A 24,897-nucleotide genomic window follows, 5' to 3' on the forward strand; every position below is an offset into this window, starting at 1 on the left:
TTTTTTGCATTCTATTAGACTATGATTTATCCTACTACTACACCTTGACAGGGTGGAGGTCACTGGTTCGAACCCAGTCGGAATCATCGAGATGAAAAGTCATAAATCCTTGAGATAAGGGCATTGACCTATTTAATGTTCAAAAGTTGAGAGTCGATCGAGTAGTGGAAACAAAAGATTGATTATTGAATCACCCGCCAAAGTGATGGAAAGGTGCGTAAAAATGTTAGGGGAAAGTAATGGAATGGCGTTTAAAAGTGATTGAATCCCTAGCCAAAGTGATGGGAAAGTGCTTAAAAGTGATTGAATCCCTAGCCAAAGTGATGGGAAAGATCCCAGAAGTGATTTAAATCCCCAGCAAAAGTGGAGGAATCAATCGATCCTAGAAGTAACCTATCAAATTTGCAGCAATCGGTGAATGACCGAGTGCTTTATTATTCGGAACACAAGGATTTTAAATCTCGAATGCTTATTTTGTTACCCCATGCATTAAAAATGGGTTTAATATTATAATAAAAAAAAGAGAACTCATTTTTGAGGTGGACTAGGAATGAATAAAACTATTGCAGATATAGCAAAAATTTCGGGAGTTTCCAAAAGCACTGTATCTCGCTACTTAAATGGTGGATCTGTTAGTGAAGCAACAAAAAGAAAAATTGAACTTGCCATTAAAGAAACAGGATATACACCTAATCCTTTTGCACAAAGTTTAAAGGCTAAGAAAACATATTTTATTGGAACGATTGTTCCGCGATTAGATTCCTATGCAGCATCGCATACTTTAATTGGGATTGATGAACAATTAAAAGAGTTGAATTTTCAATTATTAATATCCAATACGAATCAGCAAATTGAACGTGAAATTGAAACGATTTATAGCTTGGCTAGTCAAAAAGTTGCGGGAATTATTTTACTTGCTACTCAAATTACACAAGTACATTTAGAGGCATTTGAAAAGGTGAACATCCCGATTCTTCTTGTTGGTCAAGAACATCCTGATGTACATAGTCTGATTCATAATGATTTGGAAGCAGGCTATGCAATTGGAAAATATGTATTAGAGAAAGGGCATCGAAAAATTGCTTACTTAGGTGTTACCGAAAAGGATGTAGCAGTTGGAGTAAGAAGAAAGGAAGGATTTAAAAGGGCAATAGCAGAAGCGGAAGGATGTGAGGTTCGTTATTTTGAAACAGGTTTTAATATGTTTGCTGCTCAACAAAGAGTAACAGAAATGCTAGAAGGATTTCAGCCAACTTGCATTGTGTGTGCAACGGATAATATTGCTCTCGGTGCTTTAAGGGCAGCACAATTAAAAGGATTGAGCATTCCAAAGGATGTTTCTATTACAGGTTTTGGAGGATATGATGTGACGGAAATTATTCACCCAGGGCTAACAACAGTAAAACTGTTTTTTAAAGAGGCTGGAAAGATGGCAGCGCAAAACATTGTAAAGCTTGTCAATGAGGAGTCAGTTCCAAAAAGAACATTATCAAAATATGAAATTATTGAACGAGAAAGCGTTGACAGCATCATTCCTAATGACTTATAATCATACTGGAACCGGTTCCATTTCATAAAGTTTGGAACCGGTTCCTAAATCGCAAAAAATGGAACCGGTTCCACTGAATAAATGGGGGAGGAAGCTATGAAATACGATCAAATCGCAAAAGAAATTTTAGAAGCTCTTGGTGGAAAAGATAATATTTCTGCTGCAGCTCACTGTGCGACACGTTTACGTCTAGTTTTAAATGATGAAAGTAAAATAAATCAAGAAGCGCTTGACAAAATGGACGATGTAAAAGGAACTTTTTCAACGGGTGGACAGTTCCAAATTATTTTAGGGTCAGGTACAGTTAACAAAGTTTATCAAGAATTGACCAAATTAACTGGACTTCAAGAAATGTCTACAAAAGATGTGAAAGATGCTGGAGCGAAAAAATTAAATCCAATTCAACGTTTAGTGAAGCTACTTTCTGATATTTTCGTTCCGATTATTCCTGCCATTGTTGCTGGCGGTCTTTTAATGGGAATTAATAACGTATTAACGGCAAAGGATCTATTTATTGAAGGTAAGTCCCTCATTGATGCTTATCCAGAAATAGCGGACTTAGCAGCACTTATTAATACATTTGCCAATGCGGCATTTGTCTTTTTACCAATTTTAATTGGTTTCTCCGCTACACAGCGCTTTGGTGGTAACCCGTACTTAGGAGCTACTTTAGGTATGTTAATGGTTCACCCTGATTTATTAAATGGTTGGGGTTATGGTAGCGCCTTAGCGAACGGTGAAATTCCAGTTTGGAGTATTTTCGGATTTGAAATTGAAAAAGTCGGTTATCAAGGGACCGTATTACCTGTATTAGCATCATCCTTTATTTTAGCGAAAACAGAACAATTCTTACGCAAATATATTCCGTCTGCACTTGATAACTTATTAACGCCATTATTAACGATTTTTATTACAGGCATTTTAACGTTTACAGCAGTAGGACCGATTACTCGTTCTGCAGGTAACTTATTAACAGACGGACTTGTTTGGTTATATGATACTACGGGACTCATTGGTGGTGCGTTATTCGGTTTAGTTTATGCCCCAATCGTTATTACAGGTATGCATCATAGCTTTATTGCAGTTGAAACACAATTGTTAGCAGAATTTGCTAAAACAGGTGGTTCGTTTATTTTCCCTGTTGCAGCTATGTCAAACGTAGCTCAAGGTGCAGCAACATTAGCTGTTTTTATGATTATTAATGATAAGAAAATTAAAGGTATTGCATCCGCAGCTGGTATTTCGGCTCTTTTAGGAATTACAGAGCCTTCTATGTTTGGTGTTAACTTGAAGCTACGTTATCCATTTATTGGTGCTATTACAGGTGCAGCTGTATCAGCCGCATTTATTACGATCTTTAAAGTAAAAGCTGTTGCGCTTGGAGCAGCCGGTTTACCAGGTATTATTTCAATTCGTCCAGATTCCATAGCTCCATACGTAATTGGAATGGTTATTTCATTCATCGTTGCATTCGTAACAACCATCATTTTAGCGAAACGTGCAGCGAAAAAAGAACAAGCAGCAGAAAAAGCATCTTAATAACAGTAGATGAGCAAAATCACTAACATAAATTTACATCGAAACAAAAAAGGAGACATGAACCCGATTCCTTGGTTAGAATAGATGTGCCAACAAACCATTCACACAAGGAGGTTCATGTCTCATGAATAGATTAGCACATCATCAAGGAATCCACAAGTTTTTCACGATGTTGGGGTTGGCACTTTATTTTTCAAAACCTGTCATGAAGCATCTCGTTCATATCGTGGATGCGATGATCACGAAAGGCTTTTCTGGAACGTTGACCGATCTTCATCATTGGAGCTTTCACCCCAATCATCGAACGACACTCAGCCATTTTTTCACGAAAAGCCCTTGGGATGAAGAGACGCTGCTTGGCAAACTCCAGCAATGGATGCTTCATCGTGTCGAACGGATCGCCAAACAGAAAAATCAACCCCTTTTTGTTTCGATCGATGATACGATTTGCCAAAAAATCAAGCCTTCGTCACGGGCAACGCACGCCATTCAAGGGTGTGATTGGCACTATTCTCACACAGAGAAAAAGTCGATCTGGGGACATTCTCTTGTTTGGCTCATGGTTCATACGATGACCCAGGCTTTTCCCTTTGCGTTCCGCCTCTACGACAAGGCGGCTGGGAAAAGCAAGGGGGAACTCGCGATCGAGATGCTTTCTTCTTTGGATGTACGCCGTCCCGTTTATGTGCTGATGGATTCGTGGTATCCATCGCAAGCGCTCGTGGAAGCCTGTCTGAAAAAAGGATTTCACGTCATCGCGATGCTCAAAACGAACCGGATTCTCTATCCGAAAGGCATCGCCATCCAAGCCAAACAGTTTGCCCGCTATATCGAACCGAACGACACCCATCTCGTCACGGTGGGAGAAGAGCGTTATCGCGTGTATCGCTACGAGGGATCGCTGAAAGGTCTCGATGATGCCGTTGTGTTGTTGGCTTGGAAAGCCGATCAGCCGATGACACCCGAACATCTTCACTGCGTCTTGAGCACCGACCGGGAGCTAAGCGATGAAGAGATCTTGCGCTACTATGCCCAACGTTGGTCGATCGAATGCTTTTTTCGACAAGCGAAAGACCAGCTGAAGCTCGATGGGTACCGTGTTCGTCATCGTCGGGCGGTGAAACGGTATTGGATCTTGGTGCAACTCGCTTATGTGTACAGTATGGTCGAGTCCAACCGGGATTTCTCTACTGGGCTTGATCTTCTCCGAACGAAGAAAGGGCATAGTCTCGTCGAGTTCATTTACCATGCAGCGAAGCAAGATATTCCCATTGATGTTGTCAAAAAACAGCTCCATGTGGCATAAGGGGTACCCTGTTTGTCTCTTTTGGTATGGTAATTATTGTTATGAAAATTGCTCATCTACAGTTAATAAATTAAATATTGGGGTCTGATCCTTAAAAAGAGGTCAGGCCCTGTGTTTACATCGTGAAGGAGTTTGAGGTTTAAAGATGGAATGGACGAGAAAACAACGGTATCGCCGAATCGAAGAAGCGACAAAAGAAGAATTGAATGCATTAAAAGAAAAAGTCAACAAAAGCATTTGGCGTCAGAAATTTCATATTCAACCAGTAACGGGACTTTTAAATGATCCAAATGGTTTTTCTTATTTTAACGGAGAATATCACTTGTTTTATCAATGGTTTCCGCTAGGTCCTGTTCATGGATTAAAATATTGGTATCACACAAAATCAAAAGATCTTGTCAATTGGCAAAATGTCGGAATTGGTATTAAGCCGAACGATTATTTTGATTCTCACGGAGCTTATTCAGGTAGTGCTATTTGTCATGACGGTAAGCTCCATTTAATGTATACAGGAAATACAAGAGATGAAAATTGGGTTCGTCATCCATATCAATGCTTAGCGGTAATGAATGAAAATGGACGTATTGAAAAATTACAAGAGCCGGTTATTAAAGAAGTTCCAAAAGGTTATACCGATCATTATCGCGATCCGAAAGTTTGGAAGGAAAATGACACATTTTATGCTGTTATCGGGGCACAGAGGGAAAACAAAACAGGTTGTATTGTTCTTTATTCATCACCTGATTTAAAAAATTGGACATTTGAAGGTGAGGTTCAAACAAACTTAAAGGAATTTGGATTTATGTGGGAATGCCCCGATTATTTTGAACTAGATGGAAAAGGTGTGCTGATCTTCTCACCACAAGGGTTAGAGCCAAAGGGAGATCAATTTCAAAATATCTATCAATCTGGTTATCTTTTAGGGAACACACTAGATTTAAAGACTAAAGTTTTTGAACACAGTGAGTTTGTTGAGTTAGACCGTGGATTTGACTTTTATGCACCACAAACGACAATTGACCATAAGGGACGTCGCCTTTTAGTCGGGTGGATGGGTCTTCCCGAAATCGAGTATCCAACTGATAAGGATGGGTGGGCTCATTGTTTAACATTACCGAGAGAGTTGACCGTTCAAAATGGAAAGCTTATTCAGTGTCCTGTAAAAGAACTAGAAGCATTGCGACAAGATTCGGTAAATGTGAAAGATATTCTCGATGATGAGAAAAAAATGTATGAAGGATTCAATGGGACGACGTATGAACTTATTTGTGAATTTACGAACATGGAAGCAGATGAAGTCGGGATTGAATTCCGGTCATGTAAAGATGAAAAAACGGTCATCTCCTATAACAGAAAGGAACAAAAGGTGACCTTAGACCGTACCCATTCAGGGGAGGTTCCAGCTAAAGAATATGGAACAACAAGAACGTGCAGCGTTGAAGGGGATACGTTAAAGCTTCATCTGTTTGTTGATACGTCTTCTGTCGAAATTTTTATCAATGACGGCGTTGAAGTATTTACGAGCCGAATTTTTCCAAGACTTGAAAGCACAGATATTCGCTTCTTTGCACGAAACGGAAAAGTTACATTAGACACAACGAAATATAACTTATCCACTATGAATTAAAAGGGAGGTGTAGACAATGGGGCGCTTATTTTCAATTGGTGAAGTGTTAATTGATTTTCTTCCAATGCAAAAAGGCAAAGCATTAAAGGATGTTCAATCTTTTAAACGTGCACCTGGGGGAGCCCCAGCAAACGTTGCAGCAGCTGTTGCGAGATTTGGAGCAGAATCTGCAATAATCACAAAGCTTGGAATGGATGCCTTTAGTGACTTTTTAATTGAAGAGTTACAAAAAATCGGTGTGAAAACAGATAAAATAAAGCGAACAAATGAAGCGAATACAGGATTAGCATTTGTTTCACTGCTCGATGATGGTGAACGTGATTTTTCCTTCTATCGCAATCCTTCTGCAGATCTTTTGCTTTCAGAAGATGAAATTGAAGAAAGTTGGTTTGCTAAAGGAGATATTTTACATTTTTGCTCCGTCGATCTAGTCGAAAGCCCAATGAAAAAAGCCCATGAAAAAGCAATTCGACTTGTTAAAGAAAATGGGGGAATCATTAGCTTTGATCCCAACGTTCGCCTTCCACTATGGAACAGTGCAGAGGATTGTCGACAAACGATTTTAGAATTTATTCCGAAAGCACATATCATCAAAATTTCCGATGAAGAATTAGCGTTTATCACAGGAATCTCTAATGAAAAAGAGGCGATTGAAAACTTATTCACAGGTGATGTAAAAGCCGTTATTTACACAAAAGGAGCTAATGGAGCCGACCTTTACACGAAGAATGCCAAATATGAATCAACTGGTTTCAAAGTTGAGGTTCAGGATACTACAGGTGCAGGAGATGCCTTTATCGGTGGCTTTTTATATAAACTACTCGAAAAAGAAGTAAACCATGATAACTTAATAGATGTATTAAATGAACACCATCAAGAAATCCTCACCTTTGCCAATGCAAGCGGTGCGATCACAACAACAGGAAAAGGTGCCATTTCATCCTTACCGACAAAAGAAGAAATCCTTAACTTCATTTCATGTAAATAAAAACATATTAAGATTAGCAGCACAGACCACGGTCAAGGTCTGTGCTGCTATTTGTGCGCCCGGCATGGGTGTAATCTATAGGGTGAAAGTCCCGAGCTGCGAAGGCAGAAGTAGCAGTTAGCTTAACGCAAGGGTGTCCGTGGTGACGCGGAATCTGAAGGAAGCGAGCGGCAAACTTTGGGTCTCTCGGAACACGAACTTCATATGAGGCTAGGTATCACTGGGTGAGTTTGCACAACAAAACAAAGCCCTTTCTGCCGAAGGTGATACAGAGTAAATGAAGCAGATGGATGGAAGGAAAGATTACACTCTTACCCGGGGAGGTCTGGCGGATATGTGAAGTACGCTTCATAACCTACTTAGTGATAAGTAGCTGAACCGTCAGAAGTCAGCAGAGGTCATAGTATTAGTTGGTCTAGAACAACTAAGAAGGACCGAACAATTAAGAGAGAATAGCCCTTGGCATTCAGTGAGTCATGATGAACACAGAAAACGTAGTACCTCACTTGAGGGAGGAAGCGGTGAATCCCGTGGGAGATCTCTTGGAGGGTGGAGTGACCACTGGCATAAAGAGAACAGCTATTCACGGAAGTTATAAAGACTTGCGTCAATTATCTTAATTGAACCGCCGTATACGGAACCGTACGTACGGTGGTGTGAGAGGACGGGAGTTAATCGCTCCCTCCTACTCGATTTTTAGTAGAAGTGGAGAAAAGGTCGTGACAGCCTAAAGAACGATAGGTTCGCAATGAAAAAACTGGCCTACTTCACGGATCTTATAAGAATCAGATTTAATATGTTGGATCCATGAGATCGTGGATAAGAAAAGGGAATCATTAAGGTTATATGAAGGCTTCTACAAATAATAGAGGAGGAATGTTTATGCAAAGTGTCATTGCCATTGATGTTACTAGGGGAAAGAGCTATATGGTTATTTATAATTCTGCTCAGATTTGTGTTTATGAGGGGGAAATATTACATAATCGCCTACAATTACGAAATCGAATCAGCAACTTCGTAATTGTGTAGGAAAAAAAGCAAAAATCGTGGGGGCTATTTGGCATGCGTAAAATTATTTAGTTAGGGGCTTCTAATAAGTCGATTTTCCGTCTTATAGACGCCCCTTTAATGTTTTAGAAACGTTGATATATCAATGCTTATGATGTTTCGTTTTCAGTGGATTTTGACTTTCTGGACAACCCCTAAATAAATCCACTGAAACAAATAGTTTTACTAAAAACTCTTGACTAATTGTAAGTAGGGGATGTCTCAAAACATGAGACATCCCCTTGCAACGATAAAGTACCTTCATCTTAAAACTGCTTGATGCTTACCATTTCCGCAATCGAATCAAAAATAATATCAACAGCGGTCTTTAGCTCATCATCGGTCATCGCCAAAACAGGGATAAACGTGATGACAGGACCTAATGGTCGGATAATGAGCCCGCGCTTTCTAGCTTCTAAAATAATTTTATGCTCAATCTGCTTCGAGCGGTCGAATATTTCTTTTGTTTTCTTATCCTTGACGATTTCGATGCCAATCATGAGTCCTTTTTGACGAATATCACCGACGATCGGCAGTTCATAAAGCTTTTGCAATTTACCTGCCAACGCATGAGCTTTTCGTTGGACATCCGAAACTAAGTTTCTCTTTTCGATCAACTCAATATTTTTTAACGCAACAGAACAAGATAATTGATTTCCCGTATATGTATGACCATGGAAAAATGTTTTATTTTCATGAACATCTCCTAAAAATGCAGAATAAATTTCTTCTGTTGTCAATGTTGCCGCAAGCGGTAAATATCCTCCTGTGATGCCTTTGGCTAAGCAAACAATATCAGGCTGGACATCTTCTTGTTCGCAGGCAAATAATGTTCCGGTTCTGCCGAATCCAACAGCCACTTCATCGCAAATAAGCAAAATATTGTATTTGCGGCAAAGCTTTTCAACGCCTTTTAAAAACCCTTTCGGATGTACAATGATACCTGCCGCTCCTTGAACGAGCGGTTCGACAATCATACCCGCGACTTCTGAATGATGCTGTTCAAGCGTTTCCTCAAGCCTTGTTAAACAATAATTCACAATTTCCTTTTCATCGCCATATTCGTCCATCCTATATACATATGGGGAAGGTACTTCAATTCGTTCAAACAATAGCGGCCTAAAGATTCGATGGAATAAATCCATTCCGCCAACACTTACAGCACCAATGGTATCCCCGTGATAAGCTTCTTTTAATGAGATAAATTTGTTTTTATCCTTGTAGCGGACAGGGTCAATGTTTTGCCAGTACTGGTATGCCATCTTCAATGCAATTTCAACGGCAGCAGCCCCTGTATCGGAATAAAATACTTTTGATAAATTTCCTCCCCAAATTTCCACTAGTTTTTTTGCTAACAAAATGGAAGGAACATTCGCGGACCCTAAAAGCGTAGAATGAGAGATTTTTTCAATTTGTTCATAAAGCACTTCGTTTATTTCAGGATCACTGTGTCCGTGAACATTTACCCATAAAGATGCATAACCGTCTAAATATTTTTTTTCCTTCGACATCATAAAGGTAGCTTCCCTTTCCTCTTTCAATGATGAGCGGCTTTTCTTCGATATAAGACTTCATTTGGGTAAAAGGATGCCATACATATTGTTTATCAAGTTGTTCTAACTGTTCGTAGCTATACTTCAATTTCTAATCCCCCTGACAATACATTCTTAAGTTCTTGCTTGGATATCAATGTTTTGGCTAATTGAGTAAGACTGTCTTTAGACAACGAGTCCATTGTTGGCAATTTAGTGATAATTGGAAGATTCAACATCTTATGTATAGTCCGTACATTATCAACATGAATCATATTGTATTGGTCAAAATGGTTAAATATAAGCCCGAGGATTTTAATGTCGTGCTTTTCGGCATAATTTACAGTTGTGAGTGTATGGTGTATAGCCCCTAATCCAGCCAGAGACACGAGAATTGTTGGCAATTCACATTCTTGAATTAAATCTTTTGTCATATAAAATCCATTAGAATGTTCAATGAGCGGAACCGCGAGTCCGCCTGCTCCTTCTACTAGAACAACATCGTATTGATTTTTTAATTCTAAAATTTTATTTTTTATTTCATTTGGCAGAATCGTAGTATTTGTGATCTCTGAAGCTAAATGAGGGGAAACAGCAGGCTCCATATAATACATCCCCGTAGAGCCTTTTTCTTCTCCAATCACTTCTTCATACCAATATTGATCGGCAAAAGAATCGCTCTCTTCTACTACACCTGTTTGAATGGGTTTAAATATTTTTGTTTTCACTCCCATTTCTTTCAATACCAGAAATAGAATGGAAGTGACAATCGTTTTGCCAATTTCTGTTCCGGTCCCTGTGATAAAAATCGCTTTTCCCATTAAGATGCAACTCCTTGTTTATGAATCAAAAAGTTCGTCCGTGGAAGAATCTGCGCTGCGATGATGGAACATAGGATACATAAGAAAATATCTCCCGGTATAGGAATCACAAAACCAAATAATAATGTTTGAGCAATCGTTAACGACTTATCGAAAATAAATTTCATTGCTGCATATAACCAAAGACAGCCAAGAAGATACACTACAAGAAGGCAGGCGAAATTAGCGAGGAAAATAGAAAATGTTTTTACCAATTGCAATCTCTTAATCAACCAGCCATTGACGTATGCTCCTAACACAAAACCTAGTAAATAACCAAATGTAGGTTTAAAAATGTAACTTGGACCTCCTCCTTCCGCAAAAACAGGCGCACCTGCCAGTCCAATCAAAACGTAAACAAGCTGGCTTAACATTCCGAGTTTTGGGCCTAACAAACACCCAGCTAAATAAACAGATACAATTTGCAGCGTAAATGGGACATATGGAATAGGGATTTTAATAAACCCACCGATCGCCGTTAACGCCGCAAAAAGAGCAATTAACACCATCGATTTGATTTTCATGCTTTTCCTCCTAATACAATATTTGTTATTTATTATGCAAGAAGAATGATAGAAATGTCAACCTAGAATTTTATTTGGTTAACATATTAAAGAAGAAGGAGCATTCCTGTTAGAAGTTTTTTCGGGGACTTGAATAAAAAAAGCCCTCTTGGTATGATTCGGGGGTGTCAATCGGATGAATTGACCCCTAATTTGGATACCAAGGAGGACTATACATGAATTCTATCTCAAACAAGAAGATTAATCAAGTCACCGATCAAACACGTTGCTTTATCCCACATATGGAGAAGCTAGCCTCCACTTCATTACCGATGCCCCAAACAGTTATTGCGGTAGTGAAGAAAACTATGTATATGCAGTTGGTGATGAGAAAGAGCCCCGTTTTGAGTTTTTAATTCCTTATGGGAGCTATGTAAAAGAACAAACACGTACATACAAAAAAGACATTAAAAATGCCAAAAACTGGACCTATTGTGAAGAGGATGATTGTTTTATTTGCCCGAATGGAAGGAGAGTAACGTTTAAAAAATACCAAAACAAAAAGAATCCATCTGGCTATGAACAAAGCTTCAAAATATGCGAATGTGAAGATTGTACCGATTGCCCATTGAAAGCGAAATGCACAAAAGCGAAGGGAAATCGTCAAGTTCACTGGAATCCCATCTTCGAAGAAATGAAAGCAAAGGCCAAAACAGCCCTTGAATGTGAAGAGAAAGCCGCCATCTACGCTCGACGCAAAGTCGAGGCAGAAAGTGTGTTCGGTCACATCAAGGGCAATCGGTCGTTCCGCAGATTTTCTTTGCGGGGCCTCGACAAGGTACATGTTGAGTTTGGGATTGTGGCATTAGCCCACAACTTCCTGAAAGTAGCCGGCATCCGCCAGCTACTTTCAGATAAAAATCGAAAAAATATAAAAGCAAGTGGAGAGAAACGAATTGTTTTTCTCCACTTGCTTCATTTTAGGGACTTATCGGACAGTCCCTTTCTTAGTGTAGCACCCCTATAAAACAGAAGAAAATCTAATTTCAAAATCTTTTTTAACCTAATAATTTTGTCTCATCACCATATTCTGTGATGTTCACACAATTCCGGTAATAAGTTAGCGAGATTGATACTCAATCTAGAGTAGCTCCTTCGTCAGCTTGATTCCTTCCAACTTGCCGATACTGCCCTTTCTCTTCGCAATGTTAAAAAAGTATGTAAGATTTTATTACATTAATATTACAAAAAAATTAACAAGAGAGTATATTAATTTACATATTCAAGACCTATTATTTTTTACTCTAAAATAGAACGATGTTCCTCTTAGCGGAACAAAATGAGTAATGAAATAAAGAGGTTCAAATTGTGAGGAGGGAATGTGATGGAACAATTGGAAATGAACAAAAATTTATCGGAACAAATAGGTATAGAGAGCAAACCTAAGATTACAAAGTATCAGTGGAAAACATTGTGGGCATCCACAATTGGCTATGCAATGGACGGACTGGATATGATGATCCTTGCATATACATTGCCTCTGATCATGGCCTTCTATGGGCTGAATCAAGCTGAAGGCGGCGCTCTCTCTACCATCACTCTGCTCGGATCGGTACTGGGGGGGATCTTTTTCGGCACTTTGGCAGATAAGTTTGGCCGAGTTAAGGTTTTTTCATGGACTATCTTAATTTTTTCGGTTTTCACTGGTCTTTGTGCTGTTGCGCCTAACGAGCAGGCCTTTGCATTTTTCCGTTTTATGGCCGGGCTTGGTCTTGGCGGAGAGTTCGGTATTGGCATGACCATTGTCAGCGAGAGCTGGCATAAAAAATATCGTTCAAGAGCAACATCGATTGTTGCAGTCGGTTTTCAGTTTGGAACCGTTCTGGCTACACTAGCCGTGTTATTTATCGCACCTGAATTTGGTTGGCAAGGTGTCTTTTTGGCAGGGGTATTGCCTTCATTGTTAGCATTCTGGTCTCGTAAAAATCTAGAAGAACCGGAAATTTGGAAGGTTTTAAAAAAGGAAAATAAAAATAAAATTGCGATTGGACAACTTTTTTCTTCTGCTAAACAAACAAAAACTACGATTGGCCTTATCATCGCGACGACTGTTCAGAACTTTGGTTTTTATGGAATCATGACCTGGATGCCGACCATGCTCGCTACTGAAATGGGTTACTCTTTTAACAAAACGACCGTTTGGACAGTAGTCACTATTATTGGCATGATTATCGGCATTATTACATTTGGCATTTTGGCAGATAAAATCGGGCGCAGACCGTCCTATATCATTTATTTATTTTCAGCTGCGACAATTGTTTGGATTTATTTTCATCAAACTTCTACAACGATTCTTCTGCTCTTGGGAGGAGTGCTCGGATTTTTTGTAAACGGCATGATGGGCGGATATGGCGCTCTGCTTGCCGAACATTATTCAACCGAAGCAAGATCGACAGCTGAAAATGTCATTTTTAACATCGGCCGGGGATTTGCCGGATTTGCGCCATGGATTATCGGTTATCTGTCATTAAATTACTCCTTAAGCTTTGCTTTAGGGCTAATTTCTCTTACGTATATAATCTCAGCGTTAAGTTTTATCTTTTTAATCCCTGAAACGAAAGGAACAGAATTGAAGTAGTCGGATCGGTTTCCGTTATTTATTTAGTAAAAAGGGGTTAATGTTTATGGAATGGTTAGATCGAATGATATCGGTCATGGACATAATCAGTGAAAAATCGGTAGAAGGTATTGGTATAACGGAATTATCCAAGCAAACCCTTATAAGTAAGGGAACTCTTCATCGGATGTTAAAAAACATGGTTGAACATAAACTGCTTACCCAGGACGCTGTTACGAAACGATATATGCTGGGGCCAAAATCAATGTTATGGGGTAGCGAATTTCTTCGCAACCAAGATCCAACAGGCTTGTTAACTCAGTATTGCAATGAAATTGGCAATAAAACCAACCTATATTCTTATATTTGCAGATTCCAATCCAATCAAGTCTATTGTACCTATACACATCAACCATCAGATGTACGCCATAAATATTTTGTCCATCTCGGCCAGAGAATGCCGCTGCACTGTACGTCAGCGGCAAAAGCAATACTGGCTTACCAGCCTCCTAATTTAGTAGATGGCCTTCTGCAAAAAGAAGATTTAATGAAGTACACCGAATACACAAAGCAGGATATTGAATTGATAAAAAGGGAATTATCCGAAATTCGCCAGGACGGTATTGCTTTTTGCAATCAAGAATTGGAAGTAGGTGTTTATGCTATGTCCGTACCGCTTTTTCATGAAAATCATAAAACGGCCATAAGTCTTAGCTTGGTCGGGGAATGCCAATATATTCAAGAAAACCGAATGCAATTCATCAAGGAACTGAAAAACATTTCCGAACAGGCAAGCGAGCATTTAATATCTATGAATCTATTAAGTTCCAATCGGATCTAGAGAAAAAGAATAGCAAAAACAAGTAGGAAAAGAGGGGTGGGAAAAACAATGGAATTATCTGAAACATTGGGGGACAGATATGAGGTGGTTTTTTGAAAATTTCCAGGGTTATGCAAACATTAGAAAAAATCAACGAGTTTGGAAAGACGGATTGCGGTATATCAAGATTAGCTTATTCAGATGAAGAACAACAGGCCAAATTCTATTTATTGGAGCAATGTCGGAATTTAGGGATGAAAATAAGCGTCGACCCGGTTGGCAATATGATCGCCCGTTATGAAGGATTGGATCATACATTGCCTGCTGTAGCTGTTGGTTCCCACTTAGATACTGTTTACAATGGGGGCAAGTTTGACGGTGTGCTGGGTGTTGTTGCAGGACTTGAAATTGTTAGGAGCATTGTGGAACAAGGGATCACGACGCTTCATCCAATTGAATTGATATGTTTTGCTTGTGAAGAATCATCCCGATTTAATTTTTCAACATTAGGCAGCAAAGCGATGATCGGCAGCTTAAACCTCGAAACCCTTAAACAGTTGAAAGATCATGATGGCATTTCCTTAGCACATGCATTTCAAAAGCAAAATTTACACCTCGAAAACTACCATATGGCGGAAAGAACAGAAAGAGAATTAAAGGCGTTTTTTGAACTTCATATCGAACAAGGCGCCAAGCTAATCGAAAGCGGAAAAAGAATAGGAATTGTTACTGGCATTGCAGCTCCATTGCGATTAGCCGTAAGTATTGAAGGGAAAAGTTCCCATTCCGGGACAACGGCGATGGGGCATCGCAAAGACGCTTTATTGGCTGCTGCCGAATTATCTTTAGCTGTGGAAGAAGCGGCATTTGCTGAAAGCGATTTTGAAACAGTGGCAACGGTGGGAGTGTTGGATGTTCATCCTTGCGCCATGAATGTGATTCCGGGATTAGCGGAATTAAAGATTGACATTCGAAGTACTGACATTGAATCTCGTAATCGGGTTTTCAAAAAAATTCAAGAAGAGATAGCATTCCTGCAGAACAAGCGGGGAGTTGTGATCAAGATAGATTGGATGATTGAAGAAGAACCGGTCATGATGGATCAAGGCATCGCTAAAACGATTGCTTCAATCTGCGAGGAGCAAGGATTGAGTTATATGTTTATGGCAAGTGGAGCTGGCCATGACTCAATGAATATGGCAAAACGCTGGCCTACTGCCTTAATTTTTGTCCCGTCAGTCGATGGTTTGAGCCATCATCCTGATGAATACACGAAACAAGAGGATATTGCAGCTGGAATAGCACTTTTAGAGCAAGCGGTCTTAACCAGCGCGATAACTTTAAGCAAGAAAGGAGATTCAGTATGGAGTCGCACCAAGTGAGAATCCTCTCAAATGAAAAAGTAAGTGAACGCTATTGGCATATGATTGTTGATGCAAGTGATATAAAAGAGAATGTGGAACCCGGCCAGTTCTTTCATTTTCTTTGCAGTAATAGTATCTATCCATTCCTGAGACGGCCGTTTAGTGTATACCGAATCGATTCGGATCGCAATACTCTTGAATTTCTTTATTTAGTAAAAGGTTTGGGAACAAAGAAAATGACTGAGCTGAAGGCTGGAGAAAAAATTGATATATTTGGCCCGCTTGGAACCGGATTTCATTTAAAAGAATCCGATTCCAATATCCTCCTTCTTGCCAGAGGTGTTGGCATTGCGACATTGGCGGCATTAGCTTATAAAGCTGTCGGCAAAAACAAAAAAGTCATTGCAATACTAAGCGCCAGATGCCGAAATGATCTCTTGGCTGCTGATTATTTAACCAGTTTTGGCGTTCAAGTGTATAAAGTGACTGATGAAGAAGGAACAAGCGATTTGCACAACGTTAAGGAATTAATCAATCAACTTCTTATTGAAAATGACATTCATGCTCTTTATACATGCGGTTCAAAAAGATTAGCTCGATTAATGCAAAGTATCGGAAAAAGGGAAGGATTGTGGGGAGAAATTGCTCTCGAAGAAAATATGGGATGTGCAATGGGAGTTTGTTTTGCATGTCTTTGTCATATACATGATGGCCATGAAGCGAAAAGTGCCCGAGTTTGTGTTGACGGTCCTGTATTTCCTTTAGAACAGGTGATCCTACAATGAAAAATGCGGCAGTGAATATGAGTGTAGATATTGGTGGATTAGTTTTGAAAAATCCGGTTATGCCAGCTTCAGGTACATTCGGCCCTGAGATGGAAAAGGTGATTGATTTTAATCGCTTAGGTGCGATTGTTCTTAAAAGCATTACGATGTTTCCGCGTGCTGGAAATTCAGCTCCACGCGTGTGTGAAACACCGGCTGGAATGATAAACTCCATTGGGATCCCAAGTAAAGGGATAGAGTATTATTTGGAAAACTCCGTCCCTTCTTATTCAAAATATGACTCACCCCTCATTTCCAGCTTATCAGCTGATTCCATTGATGAATTTGCCAAACTGGCTGAAATTGTAACAAAAAGCAATGATGTGGATGCAATAGAATTAAATATTTCCTGCCCTAATTTAAAAGGAAACGGCCTTGCATTCGGTATGGATGCAGACATCACGTTTAACCTTGTAAAGAAGGTTCGTGCTGTAACGGAAAAACCAATCATTACAAAGCTTACGCCCAATGTAACAAACATACAAGAAATAGCTGTAGCGGCTGAAGAAGCTGGGAGCGATTGTTTAAATGTCGCTAACACTTTTTTGGCGATGTCCATTGATGTTCATACGAGAAAGCCGAAGATTGGGAACATTATGGGCGGGCTGTCTGGACCCGCAACGAAACCGATCATTGTCAGACTAATTTATCAAGTTTCCCAAGTCGTTCACATTCCGATTATTGGATGTGGCGGAGTTATGTCAGGAGAAGATGCCATTGAAATGATGTTAGCTGGGGCAACTGCTGTTCAAGTCGGAACGGCAAATTTCATTCAACCTGATGCGATGATCAGAATATTGAAAGAAATTGAATCATATATGGAGCAATATCAAATAAAAGATATTCGTGAAATCATCGGACAAGTAGTAATAAATCAATAACAAGGGGTGATGGAATCAATGGAGTTCGATTTACTAATAAAAAATGGAACGATTGTGACCCCAGAAGATGCTTATAAAGGCAATATTTATATAAAAAATGGAAAAATTGCCGCTATCACAAACGATGAATTGCGGAGCGATGTAGGGGAAGTCGTGGATGCAAACGGAAAATTTGTATTTCCTGGTTTTATTGATACCCATGTGCATTCGAGGGATCCCGGTGCTACCTATAAAGAGGATTTTTACCATTCTACTCAAGCTGCCGCAGCCGGAGGTGTTACGACTGTTTTTGAAATGCCAAATACGAATCCGCCGGTAAATAATGTGGAAAATTTTCGGAAACAGGTTGCAAATTTGAAAAGTAAAGCTTTTGTTAACTTTGGCGTTTGGGGAATTTGTCTTGGGCATTTAAATATGAAAGAATACGAAAAGCTTCACCATGCTGGTGTCATTGGTTTTAAATTTTTCTGGGGATATGCTGTACATTCGGAAACATTCCAATTGATATATAACTATAAACCGGGGATGAAAGATGTAATCCCGCCATTTGCAGACGGTGAAATATATGAAATGTTTCAGGAAGTGGCAAAAACCGGGCAAATATTTGCGATTCATGCGGAAAATCATGATCTCATCCAGCGGCTGACACAAAAAGTTGAGGATCGGAATGGACGCACTTACATGGATCTGCTCGAAGGCAGACCCAGTCTTGCCGAAGAATTGACAATACAATCGGGGATAGCTATGGCAAAAAAAACCGGGGCGCGACTCCATATATTGCATGTTAGTACTGCCGAAGGGATAGAATTAGTTCGCCAGGCGCAAAAAGAAGGCTATCCAATTACCGCAGAAACATGCCCGCATTATTTGTTTTTATCAGCAGAAGATTATGATCATATAGGGCCACAGATGAAAGTTTATCCTCCGATTAAATATAAAAAAGACCAAGAAGCCCTTTGGGATGCGTTGCAAGATGGGACCATTTCTCATGTTTGTTCTGATCACGCTCCACACACTGAAGAAGAAAAAGCAGGAGATTTATGGTCAATCCCGGCAGGTATGTGTGGAGTTGAAACAATGGCTCCGCTAATGTTAAATGCAGTCAACGAAGGAAAAATTTCAATCCATGATATTGTCCACCTTCTTTCGGAAGGGCCGGCAAAATTATTTAATTTATATCCTAATAAAGGTGTTATTCGTATAGGCGCCGATGCGGATATCACGATTGTTGACATGAATAAAGAACATACAATTAAACGCAATGAGCTCCATAGCAAGAGTAAAGTTACCGCTTTTGATGGGTTTAAAGTGAAAGGGGTTCCCGAACAGACAATTGTAGGAGGTACGATTGTTATGAGGGATGGCGAAATAATTGGCCCGCCAACAGGAAAATTCATTGCACCAAATGCATCAAACTGATAAGGAGATTGGCGAATGACAGGTATGAGTTTTGTTGCGACAGGAGACAGTTTTTTAACAAGAAGGTTGTCTAAGAAAGACTATGATCGTCATCTTGCTGAATTGATTGGGAGAGCGGAATTTCGTTTTACAAATTTAGAAGTTACCCTTCACCATAACGAAGGGTATCCTTCTGCGCTAAGCGGTGGTACGTGGGCTATGGCCGATCCGGAACGGCTGGATGACTTAAAAAAGTATACATTTAATTGTATGACATGGGCCAATAACCATACGCTTGATTATTTATACGGCGGTTTGAGTGCAACGGAACGATATTTGAATGCATCTAATATCGTACATGCAGGTGCAGGAGAAAATTTGGCTGCTGCAAGTTCCCCTAAATATTTAGACTGCGAGTCAGGAAGAGTAGCTATAATTGGAGCCACTTCCACGTTCCATGATTTTTGGCGGGCTGGTGAACAACGCTCTGATATGAAAGGACGTCCTGGGGTCAATCCGCTTCGCTACAAGACTACGTATTATGTAAAACCGGAACATATGAAGGTTCTCAGGGAAATTGCTGATGTTACGGGAATGAATGCGGAAAATGATCTGGCAATTAAAGAGGGGTTTTCTGCTGAAAATGATCAGTTTAAATTTGGGGAATATACATTTTGCATAGGCGACAAAGAAGGAATGGTTAGAGTTCCCTATGAAAAGGATTTAAAGAGAATAACAAAAGCCATTCACGAAGGAAAGCGCCAGGCTGATTACGTCATCATTAGTATTCATTGCCATGAAATGAATAAGGATCGCAAAGATCAGGCGCCTGATTTTCTGGAAGCCTTTGCCCGTCATTGTATCGATGAAGGTGCTCATGCAGTGATTGGCCATGGCCCCCATATTCTTAGAGGCGTAGAAATTTATAAAAACAGACCGATTTTTTACAGTTTAGGGAATTTTATTTTTCAAAACGATTCTGTGCAGAAATTGCCTAGCGATTTCTATGAACAATATGATTTACCATTGACGGCTACTGTGGCGGATGCACTTGATAAACGAAGCAACAATAATATAAAAGGTCTTGGGGTTAATAAGGCAGTATGGGAATCTGTGGTTGCCTTTTGGGAAATGAAGGAAGGTGCTCTTACAAGTTTAACTTTTTATCCAATAGAATTAGGATATGGATTAAAACGATATCGAAGAGGCTGGCCTAAATTATCGGATAATATCGAAATATTGAAAAGGTTGGAAATATTATCGAAACAATATGGAACCAAATTTGACATTAAAGATGGAACAGCCAAAGTAATGTTAAATTAAATGTTTTTGTAATTTCCTGAGTAAGAAATATATAAAGGGTGAATAAAATGGATAAGGTAGAAAAAGTGAAAGTTTTATCACAATTATTTGACCTTATTAATTATTATTATGAGTATCGTGATCAACCAGCTGATGATCATTTTATTCAAAGTTGGCTCTCTGCTTCGGCCAGTTTTGCCCAAATTTTTGTGTCAGCGTGATCAACATTTGCAGTTGGTTAATCTTCATTTATGAGGTATAATGGAAAAAGATTTGATGGGAATTTTATGGAAGGTCATTGACGAAAGGTGCGGGCTTGGATGGTCAATCATATGATTCAATCAGTAGCAGAAAAGTTATCCTGTCTTCCTTTTATTGAAGGCGTTGTGTTGGGGGGCTCTCGTGCAAGGGGGACTCATGAAGAGGATTCGGATATTGATATCGGTATCTATTACAACGCAGAATTATTTGATCTCAATGCGATGAACCAGGTTGCTGCAGAATTGGACGACGAGCGTAGAAGCAACCTTGTTTTCCCTCCCGGAGCATGGGGGAAGTGGGTGAATGGAGGCGGGTGGCTGGTCATCAACGGGTATCATGTCGATTTCATTTTACGTGATATCAAACGTGTGGAACAAATCATCAAAGAAACCGAGCAAGGAATGGTCACTGCCGATTATCAGACCGGGCATCCCCATGGTTATATCAGTGCCATGTATCGGGGGGAATTGGCGATCAGCAAAATACTATATGCGAAGGATGAAACCTTCTGCCAATTAAAAAAACGGGCAGAAACTTATCCCGCTGCCTTGCGGAAAAGTTTAATTGACTTTTTTATGTTTGAAGCAGAATTTTCTTTATTGTTTGTAAAGAAAAATGTAAAAGCAAATGATAAATATTATATTGTAGGCCATGTTTTTCGTATGATTTCATGTTTAAATCAAGTAATATTTGCATGCAATCATGCTTATTGCATTAACGAAAAGAAGGCAATCAAGCTGATTGAAACATTTGAGCATAAACCTGAGAACTATGCGCAAAAGGTGAATCGCATTTTTGAACTACTTGGTTCTTCGCTTATGGAATGCTGCGACATGACGGAGAAGCTTTACAATGAAGTGAAACAACTTGTATCGGAGATAAATCACTGTTGAGATGAGGGGAAGAATGCTGAAGTCCGATGGTAATTTGATGTTTACGGTTGAACATCTTGTTTTTACTGCTGATGGAACATAAGACTGGATCATCATGAGTGATCGCTTCAGTCTGTCCCCTCAACAATAAACAGCAAAGGAGTGTGGCATGATGGGGCTGTCCGAAAAGTCGATTGAATCGACCTTGGGCTCAGCCCTTTTTTCTGTTTTTAGGGTACAAAAAAATCGTCCTTTTTTATAGAATGAAATTGACCAAAAAACATTCTACAGAAAGGACGATTTCTTATGAATAATCAAATGACTATTCAAGAAAATTATAACACGCAATTAGAAATGACTCTAGAGGGTATTCAAAAAATAGAGGTTCAAAAGAATAAGAAACGCAAAAAACTAGTTTTCCAACCTTATTGCAATCGTCAAGTCATGAGCATTTTAGATATCGAAATGTATATTCCTGAAAATCATGTCGCCCGTTTAGTGGATGAAATGGTGGAATCGATTCCGGATGAAGTGTTGTATACTCATTATGTTGGTGGGGGTCGTGCACCCTATCACCCTAAAATGTTATTGAAAGTGATTTTATATGCGTACACTCAAAATGTTTATTCAAGTCGGAAAATAGCGCAAATGGTGAAAGAAAATCTTCCGATGATGTGGTTGGCGGGATTGCAAACCCCTGACCATCGCACAATAAATGATTTTCGTAGTGTTCGTATGTCAAACATGATGGATTCTGTATTTGAACAATTTGTCCTTCAACTAGTAGAACAAGGACTTATCGACCTCGACCATATTTTTGTGGATGGTACGAAAATAGAAGCGAATGCCAACAAATATACGTTTGTATGGCGAAAATCCGTAGAAAAATATGATCAGAAACTACGAGCCAAAATTCAATCGTTTCTACAAGAAGCGCACCAAATCGCCTTGGAGGAATTAAAAGAAGAACAATTAGAAGAAGAATTAGAAAAATCATCGGCACAACTTTCTGAGAGAATAGAAGCTTTGGAAAAAGATTATAAACAGGAAGAAGACAAAGAAAGAAAAAAAGAACTTCGCTCTAAAAAATCCCAACTCACCAAACAACTGAAAACGATTCAAACGGATTATCTTCCACGATTACGAAAATACAAAGTACAAAAACAGATTCTAGGTGAACGAAATAGCTACTCGAAAACCGACCATGAGGCCACTTTTATGCGAATGAAAGAGGACCATATGAAAAACGGCCAACTCAAGGCGGGTTATAATGTTCAACTCGCCACACAACATCAATTTATCGTGGGATTTGAAATTTATCAAAATCCAGGAGATACTCGCTGTTTCCAACCATTTATGGAAAAGTTATTGGAATCGATGCCGAAGGAAAAGAAACTCAAGTATGTCATTGCCGATGCAGGATATGCGAGTGAAGAAAACTATTTATATGCGATTGGCGAAGAAAAAGAACCTCGTTTTGAATTATTAGCCCCATACCAAACCTATTTGAAGGAACAAAGTAAAAAGTTTAAAAAGGATTTATCAAAAGTACAAAACTGGAAATACATCGAAGAAGACGATTGCTTTATCTGTCCGAACAATCGGAAAGTCGTATTCAAGTATTATCAAAAAAGAAAAAATGCATCTGGATACATACAAGATTTGAAAGTGTACGAGTGTGAAGATTGTACGGATTGCCCGTTGAAGAATGGGTGTACGAAAGCCAAAGGAAATCGTCGAGTATATTGGAACACGATTTATGAAGAAATGAAAGCGAAAGCCAAAGCAGCTCTTGGTGACGAACAAAAGGCAGCTCTTTATGCGAAGCGTAAAGTGGATGTCGAAAGTGTGTTCGGTAACATCAAGGGCAATTTGCGTTTCACTCGATTTCTGTTACGGGGGCTTCATAAAGTCCGAACAGAATTCGGGATTGTGGCAATGGCCCACAACATACTGAAATGGGCCGCAAATTCCCAAACCAATTTCAAAAATAAGGAAACAGAGCGAATGGAAAAACTCATTGTTTTCTCCATTCGCTCTGTTTTTATGGACTTTTTAGACAAGCCCTTTACACCTAGGAGTGATGAGGAACTCCAGAAGCTTACGGTGGGTGAACTGAAACCGCACAATGCACCGATTACTCTTGTCGAATACGATCCGCGTTGGCCTGAATTGTTTGAACGGGAAGCAAAACGGATTCGTTCCGTACTCGGCAGCAAAGCATTGCAAATCGAACATGTTGGCTCAACTTCGGTGCCAGGACTTTGTGCCAAGCCAATCATTGATATGCTGCTGGTTGTGGAGGATTCTGCAGACGAGCCATCATATGTTCCGGCATTGGAAGCAGCTGGCTATCGACTGCGAATTCGAGAACCTGAATGGTTCGAGCATCGTTTATTTAAAGGACCGGATACTGACATTAACTTATATGTGTTCAGCAAGGGAACGTCTGAAATCGATAAAATGTTACGATTTCGAGATTGGTTGCGCTCGAACGAGAGCGACCGTGACAAATATGCGCAAGTGAAGCGAAGTTTGGCAAAGAATAAATGGCGGCACGTTCAGCACTATGCAGATGCGAAAACATCAATCGTGCAGGAAATCTTAGCACGGACGAACGATTCAAATGCTAAATAAGAAGAAAAGGTGATCTTCTAAAATTTGAGTTGTTTCTATGAACAGACAAGTTCTCGAAAATGAGAAAAAACCATTGCTATGTTCCCGCAAACGCAATGTTTAAGAGATAATCCATTAGCTCGTGCCACGTTGAGTTTGTGGCGAAGATCCGTGAGGTAAGGAACGTGGGGCGGCTTGTCCGGCCCTGTTATTCATTTATTTCAATCCATTGCTAACGATCCTTAATTGTATCAACTGCCGTGGCGCTAGTATATTTATTAAAATCATCGGTGGCTGCTGTTTTGTTAAGTGCAATGGAAGGGGAAAAGGGTTTTTGCGCATGCTCATGCGCCTTGAGCTTAATGAGAGAAGACAGCGGCTAAAGAAGCCTAGCACAAAAAGGGCGTTTCTAGACGGAATATGCACTATTGTTTCGTCCATCAACAGTAGACACCAAACGTTTTGTTCGTGTTTCATGAGTGTGGGTACGATGTTTCGCTGGATTGTGTCCGAACTATTTTCTTCGCCTTTCATCATATGAAGATCTCGTTCCTCTTATGAGGCTGAATAGTTGCAACATCTATTATCCAATATATATAAACTTACAAAAAGGGGTTGTATGTAATAAAGAAAAGAAAAAGGGGAAAGAACTATTCTGTTTCCGATCACATCTTTGCAATAACTGTTGTATTCTTCATGTGCTTAGCTATTATTTCATTTCCTTTCCTGCTTTTTTATGCAGTCATGCATCTTATTTCGTTGACAACTGATGTGCGTATTCATTCACTTGGAACCTTCTCTTCGCTCAAAATTATCCTGACATTTTTTATAACGACTGTAGTCACCACAGGGATGGTAGGTACGATTTTTTCGATTATCTTGAAGCGTTCGAAAGGAATGTTTGGTTTTCTTTCCGAAGCGCTTTTGATGCTTGCTTTCTTCTATCTTTATACCCGTGGTGCTAGATAAAATCAGACAAGCATAAAAATAG

18 protein-coding genes and 2 pseudogenes are annotated in these 24,897 nt (G+C 39.6%); 17 read left to right on the forward strand and 3 right to left on the reverse strand.

What is annotated here, in order from left to right:
* Positions 1-550 precede the first annotated feature (550 nt).
* From NSQ41_RS05860 to NSQ41_RS05880, 5 genes are all read left to right on the forward strand, one after another.
* Positions 551-1,549, forward strand: coding sequence for a LacI family DNA-binding transcriptional regulator (locus NSQ41_RS05860; protein WP_066249868.1), 999 nt, complete (start codon positions 551-553; stop codon positions 1,547-1,549).
* A 96-nt stretch (positions 1,550-1,645) separates the two neighbouring features.
* Positions 1,646-3,088 (forward strand): sucrose-specific PTS transporter subunit IIBC, encoded by a 1,443-nt coding sequence (locus tag NSQ41_RS05865; protein ID WP_339199307.1) that lies wholly within the window; start codon positions 1,646-1,648, stop codon positions 3,086-3,088.
* Positions 3,089-3,212: 124 nt separating this feature from the next.
* Positions 3,213-4,394, forward strand: a complete 1,182-nt coding sequence (locus NSQ41_RS05870; RefSeq protein WP_339197155.1) for an IS701 family transposase — start codon at positions 3,213-3,215, stop codon at positions 4,392-4,394.
* Between the two features lie 145 nt (positions 4,395-4,539).
* Positions 4,540-6,021, forward strand: a complete 1,482-nt coding sequence (locus NSQ41_RS05875) for a sucrose-6-phosphate hydrolase (RefSeq protein ID WP_339211200.1) — start codon at positions 4,540-4,542, stop codon at positions 6,019-6,021.
* 16 nt (positions 6,022-6,037) lie between these two features.
* A complete protein-coding gene (locus NSQ41_RS05880) occupies positions 6,038-7,009 on the forward strand; it encodes a carbohydrate kinase (protein WP_339211202.1) in 972 nt (323 codons plus the stop codon).
* Between the two features lie 1,313 nt (positions 7,010-8,322).
* Here NSQ41_RS05880 and bioA read toward each other — a convergent pair.
* From bioA to NSQ41_RS05895, 3 genes and pseudogenes are all read right to left on the reverse strand, one after another.
* Positions 8,323-9,697, reverse strand: a pseudogene (gene bioA / locus NSQ41_RS05885) (adenosylmethionine--8-amino-7-oxononanoate transaminase).
* On the reverse strand, positions 9,687-10,409 hold the full coding sequence (bioD, locus tag NSQ41_RS05890) for a dethiobiotin synthase (protein ID WP_339199315.1): 723 nt from the start codon (positions 10,407-10,409) through the stop codon (positions 9,687-9,689). The pseudogene bioA and the gene bioD overlap by 11 nt, the downstream one beginning before the upstream one ends.
* Positions 10,409-10,972 carry a biotin transporter BioY gene (locus NSQ41_RS05895; RefSeq protein ID WP_339199317.1) on the reverse strand — a complete coding sequence of 188 codons (564 nt, stop codon included), beginning with the start codon at positions 10,970-10,972 and terminating at the stop codon, positions 10,409-10,411. Before NSQ41_RS05895 ends, bioD begins: the two co-directional genes overlap by 1 nt.
* A gap of 265 nt (positions 10,973-11,237) precedes the next feature.
* Between NSQ41_RS05895 and NSQ41_RS05900 the strand changes: the two genes are divergently transcribed.
* The 12 genes and pseudogenes from NSQ41_RS05900 to NSQ41_RS05955 all read left to right on the forward strand — a co-directional run bounded on the left by NSQ41_RS05900 (position 11,238) and on the right by NSQ41_RS05955 (position 23,927).
* Positions 11,238-11,978, forward strand: coding sequence for a transposase (locus tag NSQ41_RS05900; protein ID WP_339211204.1), 741 nt, complete (start codon positions 11,238-11,240; stop codon positions 11,976-11,978).
* Positions 11,979-12,335: 357 nt separating this feature from the next.
* Positions 12,336-13,589, forward strand: a complete 1,254-nt coding sequence (locus NSQ41_RS05905) for an MFS transporter (protein WP_339199321.1) — start codon at positions 12,336-12,338, stop codon at positions 13,587-13,589.
* A gap of 46 nt (positions 13,590-13,635) precedes the next feature.
* Positions 13,636-14,409 carry an IclR family transcriptional regulator gene (locus tag NSQ41_RS05910; RefSeq protein ID WP_339199323.1) on the forward strand — a complete coding sequence of 258 codons (774 nt, stop codon included), beginning with the start codon at positions 13,636-13,638 and terminating at the stop codon, positions 14,407-14,409.
* 92 nt (positions 14,410-14,501) lie between these two features.
* Positions 14,502-15,770 (forward strand): M20 family metallo-hydrolase, encoded by a 1,269-nt coding sequence (locus tag NSQ41_RS05915; protein ID WP_339199326.1) that lies wholly within the window; start codon positions 14,502-14,504, stop codon positions 15,768-15,770.
* Positions 15,752-16,537 (forward strand): dihydroorotate dehydrogenase electron transfer subunit, encoded by a 786-nt coding sequence (locus tag NSQ41_RS05920; protein ID WP_339199328.1) that lies wholly within the window; start codon positions 15,752-15,754, stop codon positions 16,535-16,537. Before NSQ41_RS05915 ends, NSQ41_RS05920 begins: the two co-directional genes overlap by 19 nt.
* Positions 16,534-17,457, forward strand: a complete 924-nt coding sequence (locus NSQ41_RS05925; protein ID WP_339199330.1) for a dihydroorotate dehydrogenase — start codon at positions 16,534-16,536, stop codon at positions 17,455-17,457. Before NSQ41_RS05920 ends, NSQ41_RS05925 begins: the two co-directional genes overlap by 4 nt.
* An 18-nt stretch (positions 17,458-17,475) precedes the next feature.
* The gene (allB, locus tag NSQ41_RS05930) at positions 17,476-18,876 is read left to right on the forward strand and encodes an allantoinase AllB (protein WP_339199332.1); all 1,401 of its coding nucleotides are present in this window, start codon (positions 17,476-17,478) and stop codon (positions 18,874-18,876) included.
* Positions 18,877-18,891: 15 nt separating this feature from the next.
* Positions 18,892-20,178, forward strand: coding sequence for a CapA family protein (locus tag NSQ41_RS05935; RefSeq protein WP_339211206.1), 1,287 nt, complete (start codon positions 18,892-18,894; stop codon positions 20,176-20,178).
* Positions 20,179-20,225: 47 nt separating this feature from the next.
* On the forward strand, positions 20,226-20,378 hold the full coding sequence (locus NSQ41_RS05940) for a hypothetical protein (protein ID WP_339199336.1): 153 nt from the start codon (positions 20,226-20,228) through the stop codon (positions 20,376-20,378).
* A 99-nt stretch (positions 20,379-20,477) separates the two neighbouring features.
* Positions 20,478-21,311, forward strand: a complete 834-nt coding sequence (locus NSQ41_RS05945; protein ID WP_100660515.1) for a nucleotidyltransferase domain-containing protein — start codon at positions 20,478-20,480, stop codon at positions 21,309-21,311.
* A gap of 10 nt (positions 21,312-21,321) precedes the next feature.
* Positions 21,322-21,390, forward strand: a pseudogene (locus NSQ41_RS05950) (class I SAM-dependent methyltransferase); the annotation flags it as partial.
* A gap of 206 nt (positions 21,391-21,596) precedes the next feature.
* Entirely contained in the window at positions 21,597-23,927 is a 2,331-nt protein-coding gene (locus NSQ41_RS05955) for an IS1182 family transposase (protein ID WP_339211209.1), read from the forward strand.
* Positions 23,928-24,897 lie beyond the last annotated feature (970 nt).

Source organism: Aeribacillus sp. FSL K6-8210 (assembly GCF_037963925.1).
In the GTDB taxonomy this organism is placed as follows: domain Bacteria; phylum Bacillota; class Bacilli; order Bacillales; family Aeribacillaceae; genus Aeribacillus; species Aeribacillus composti.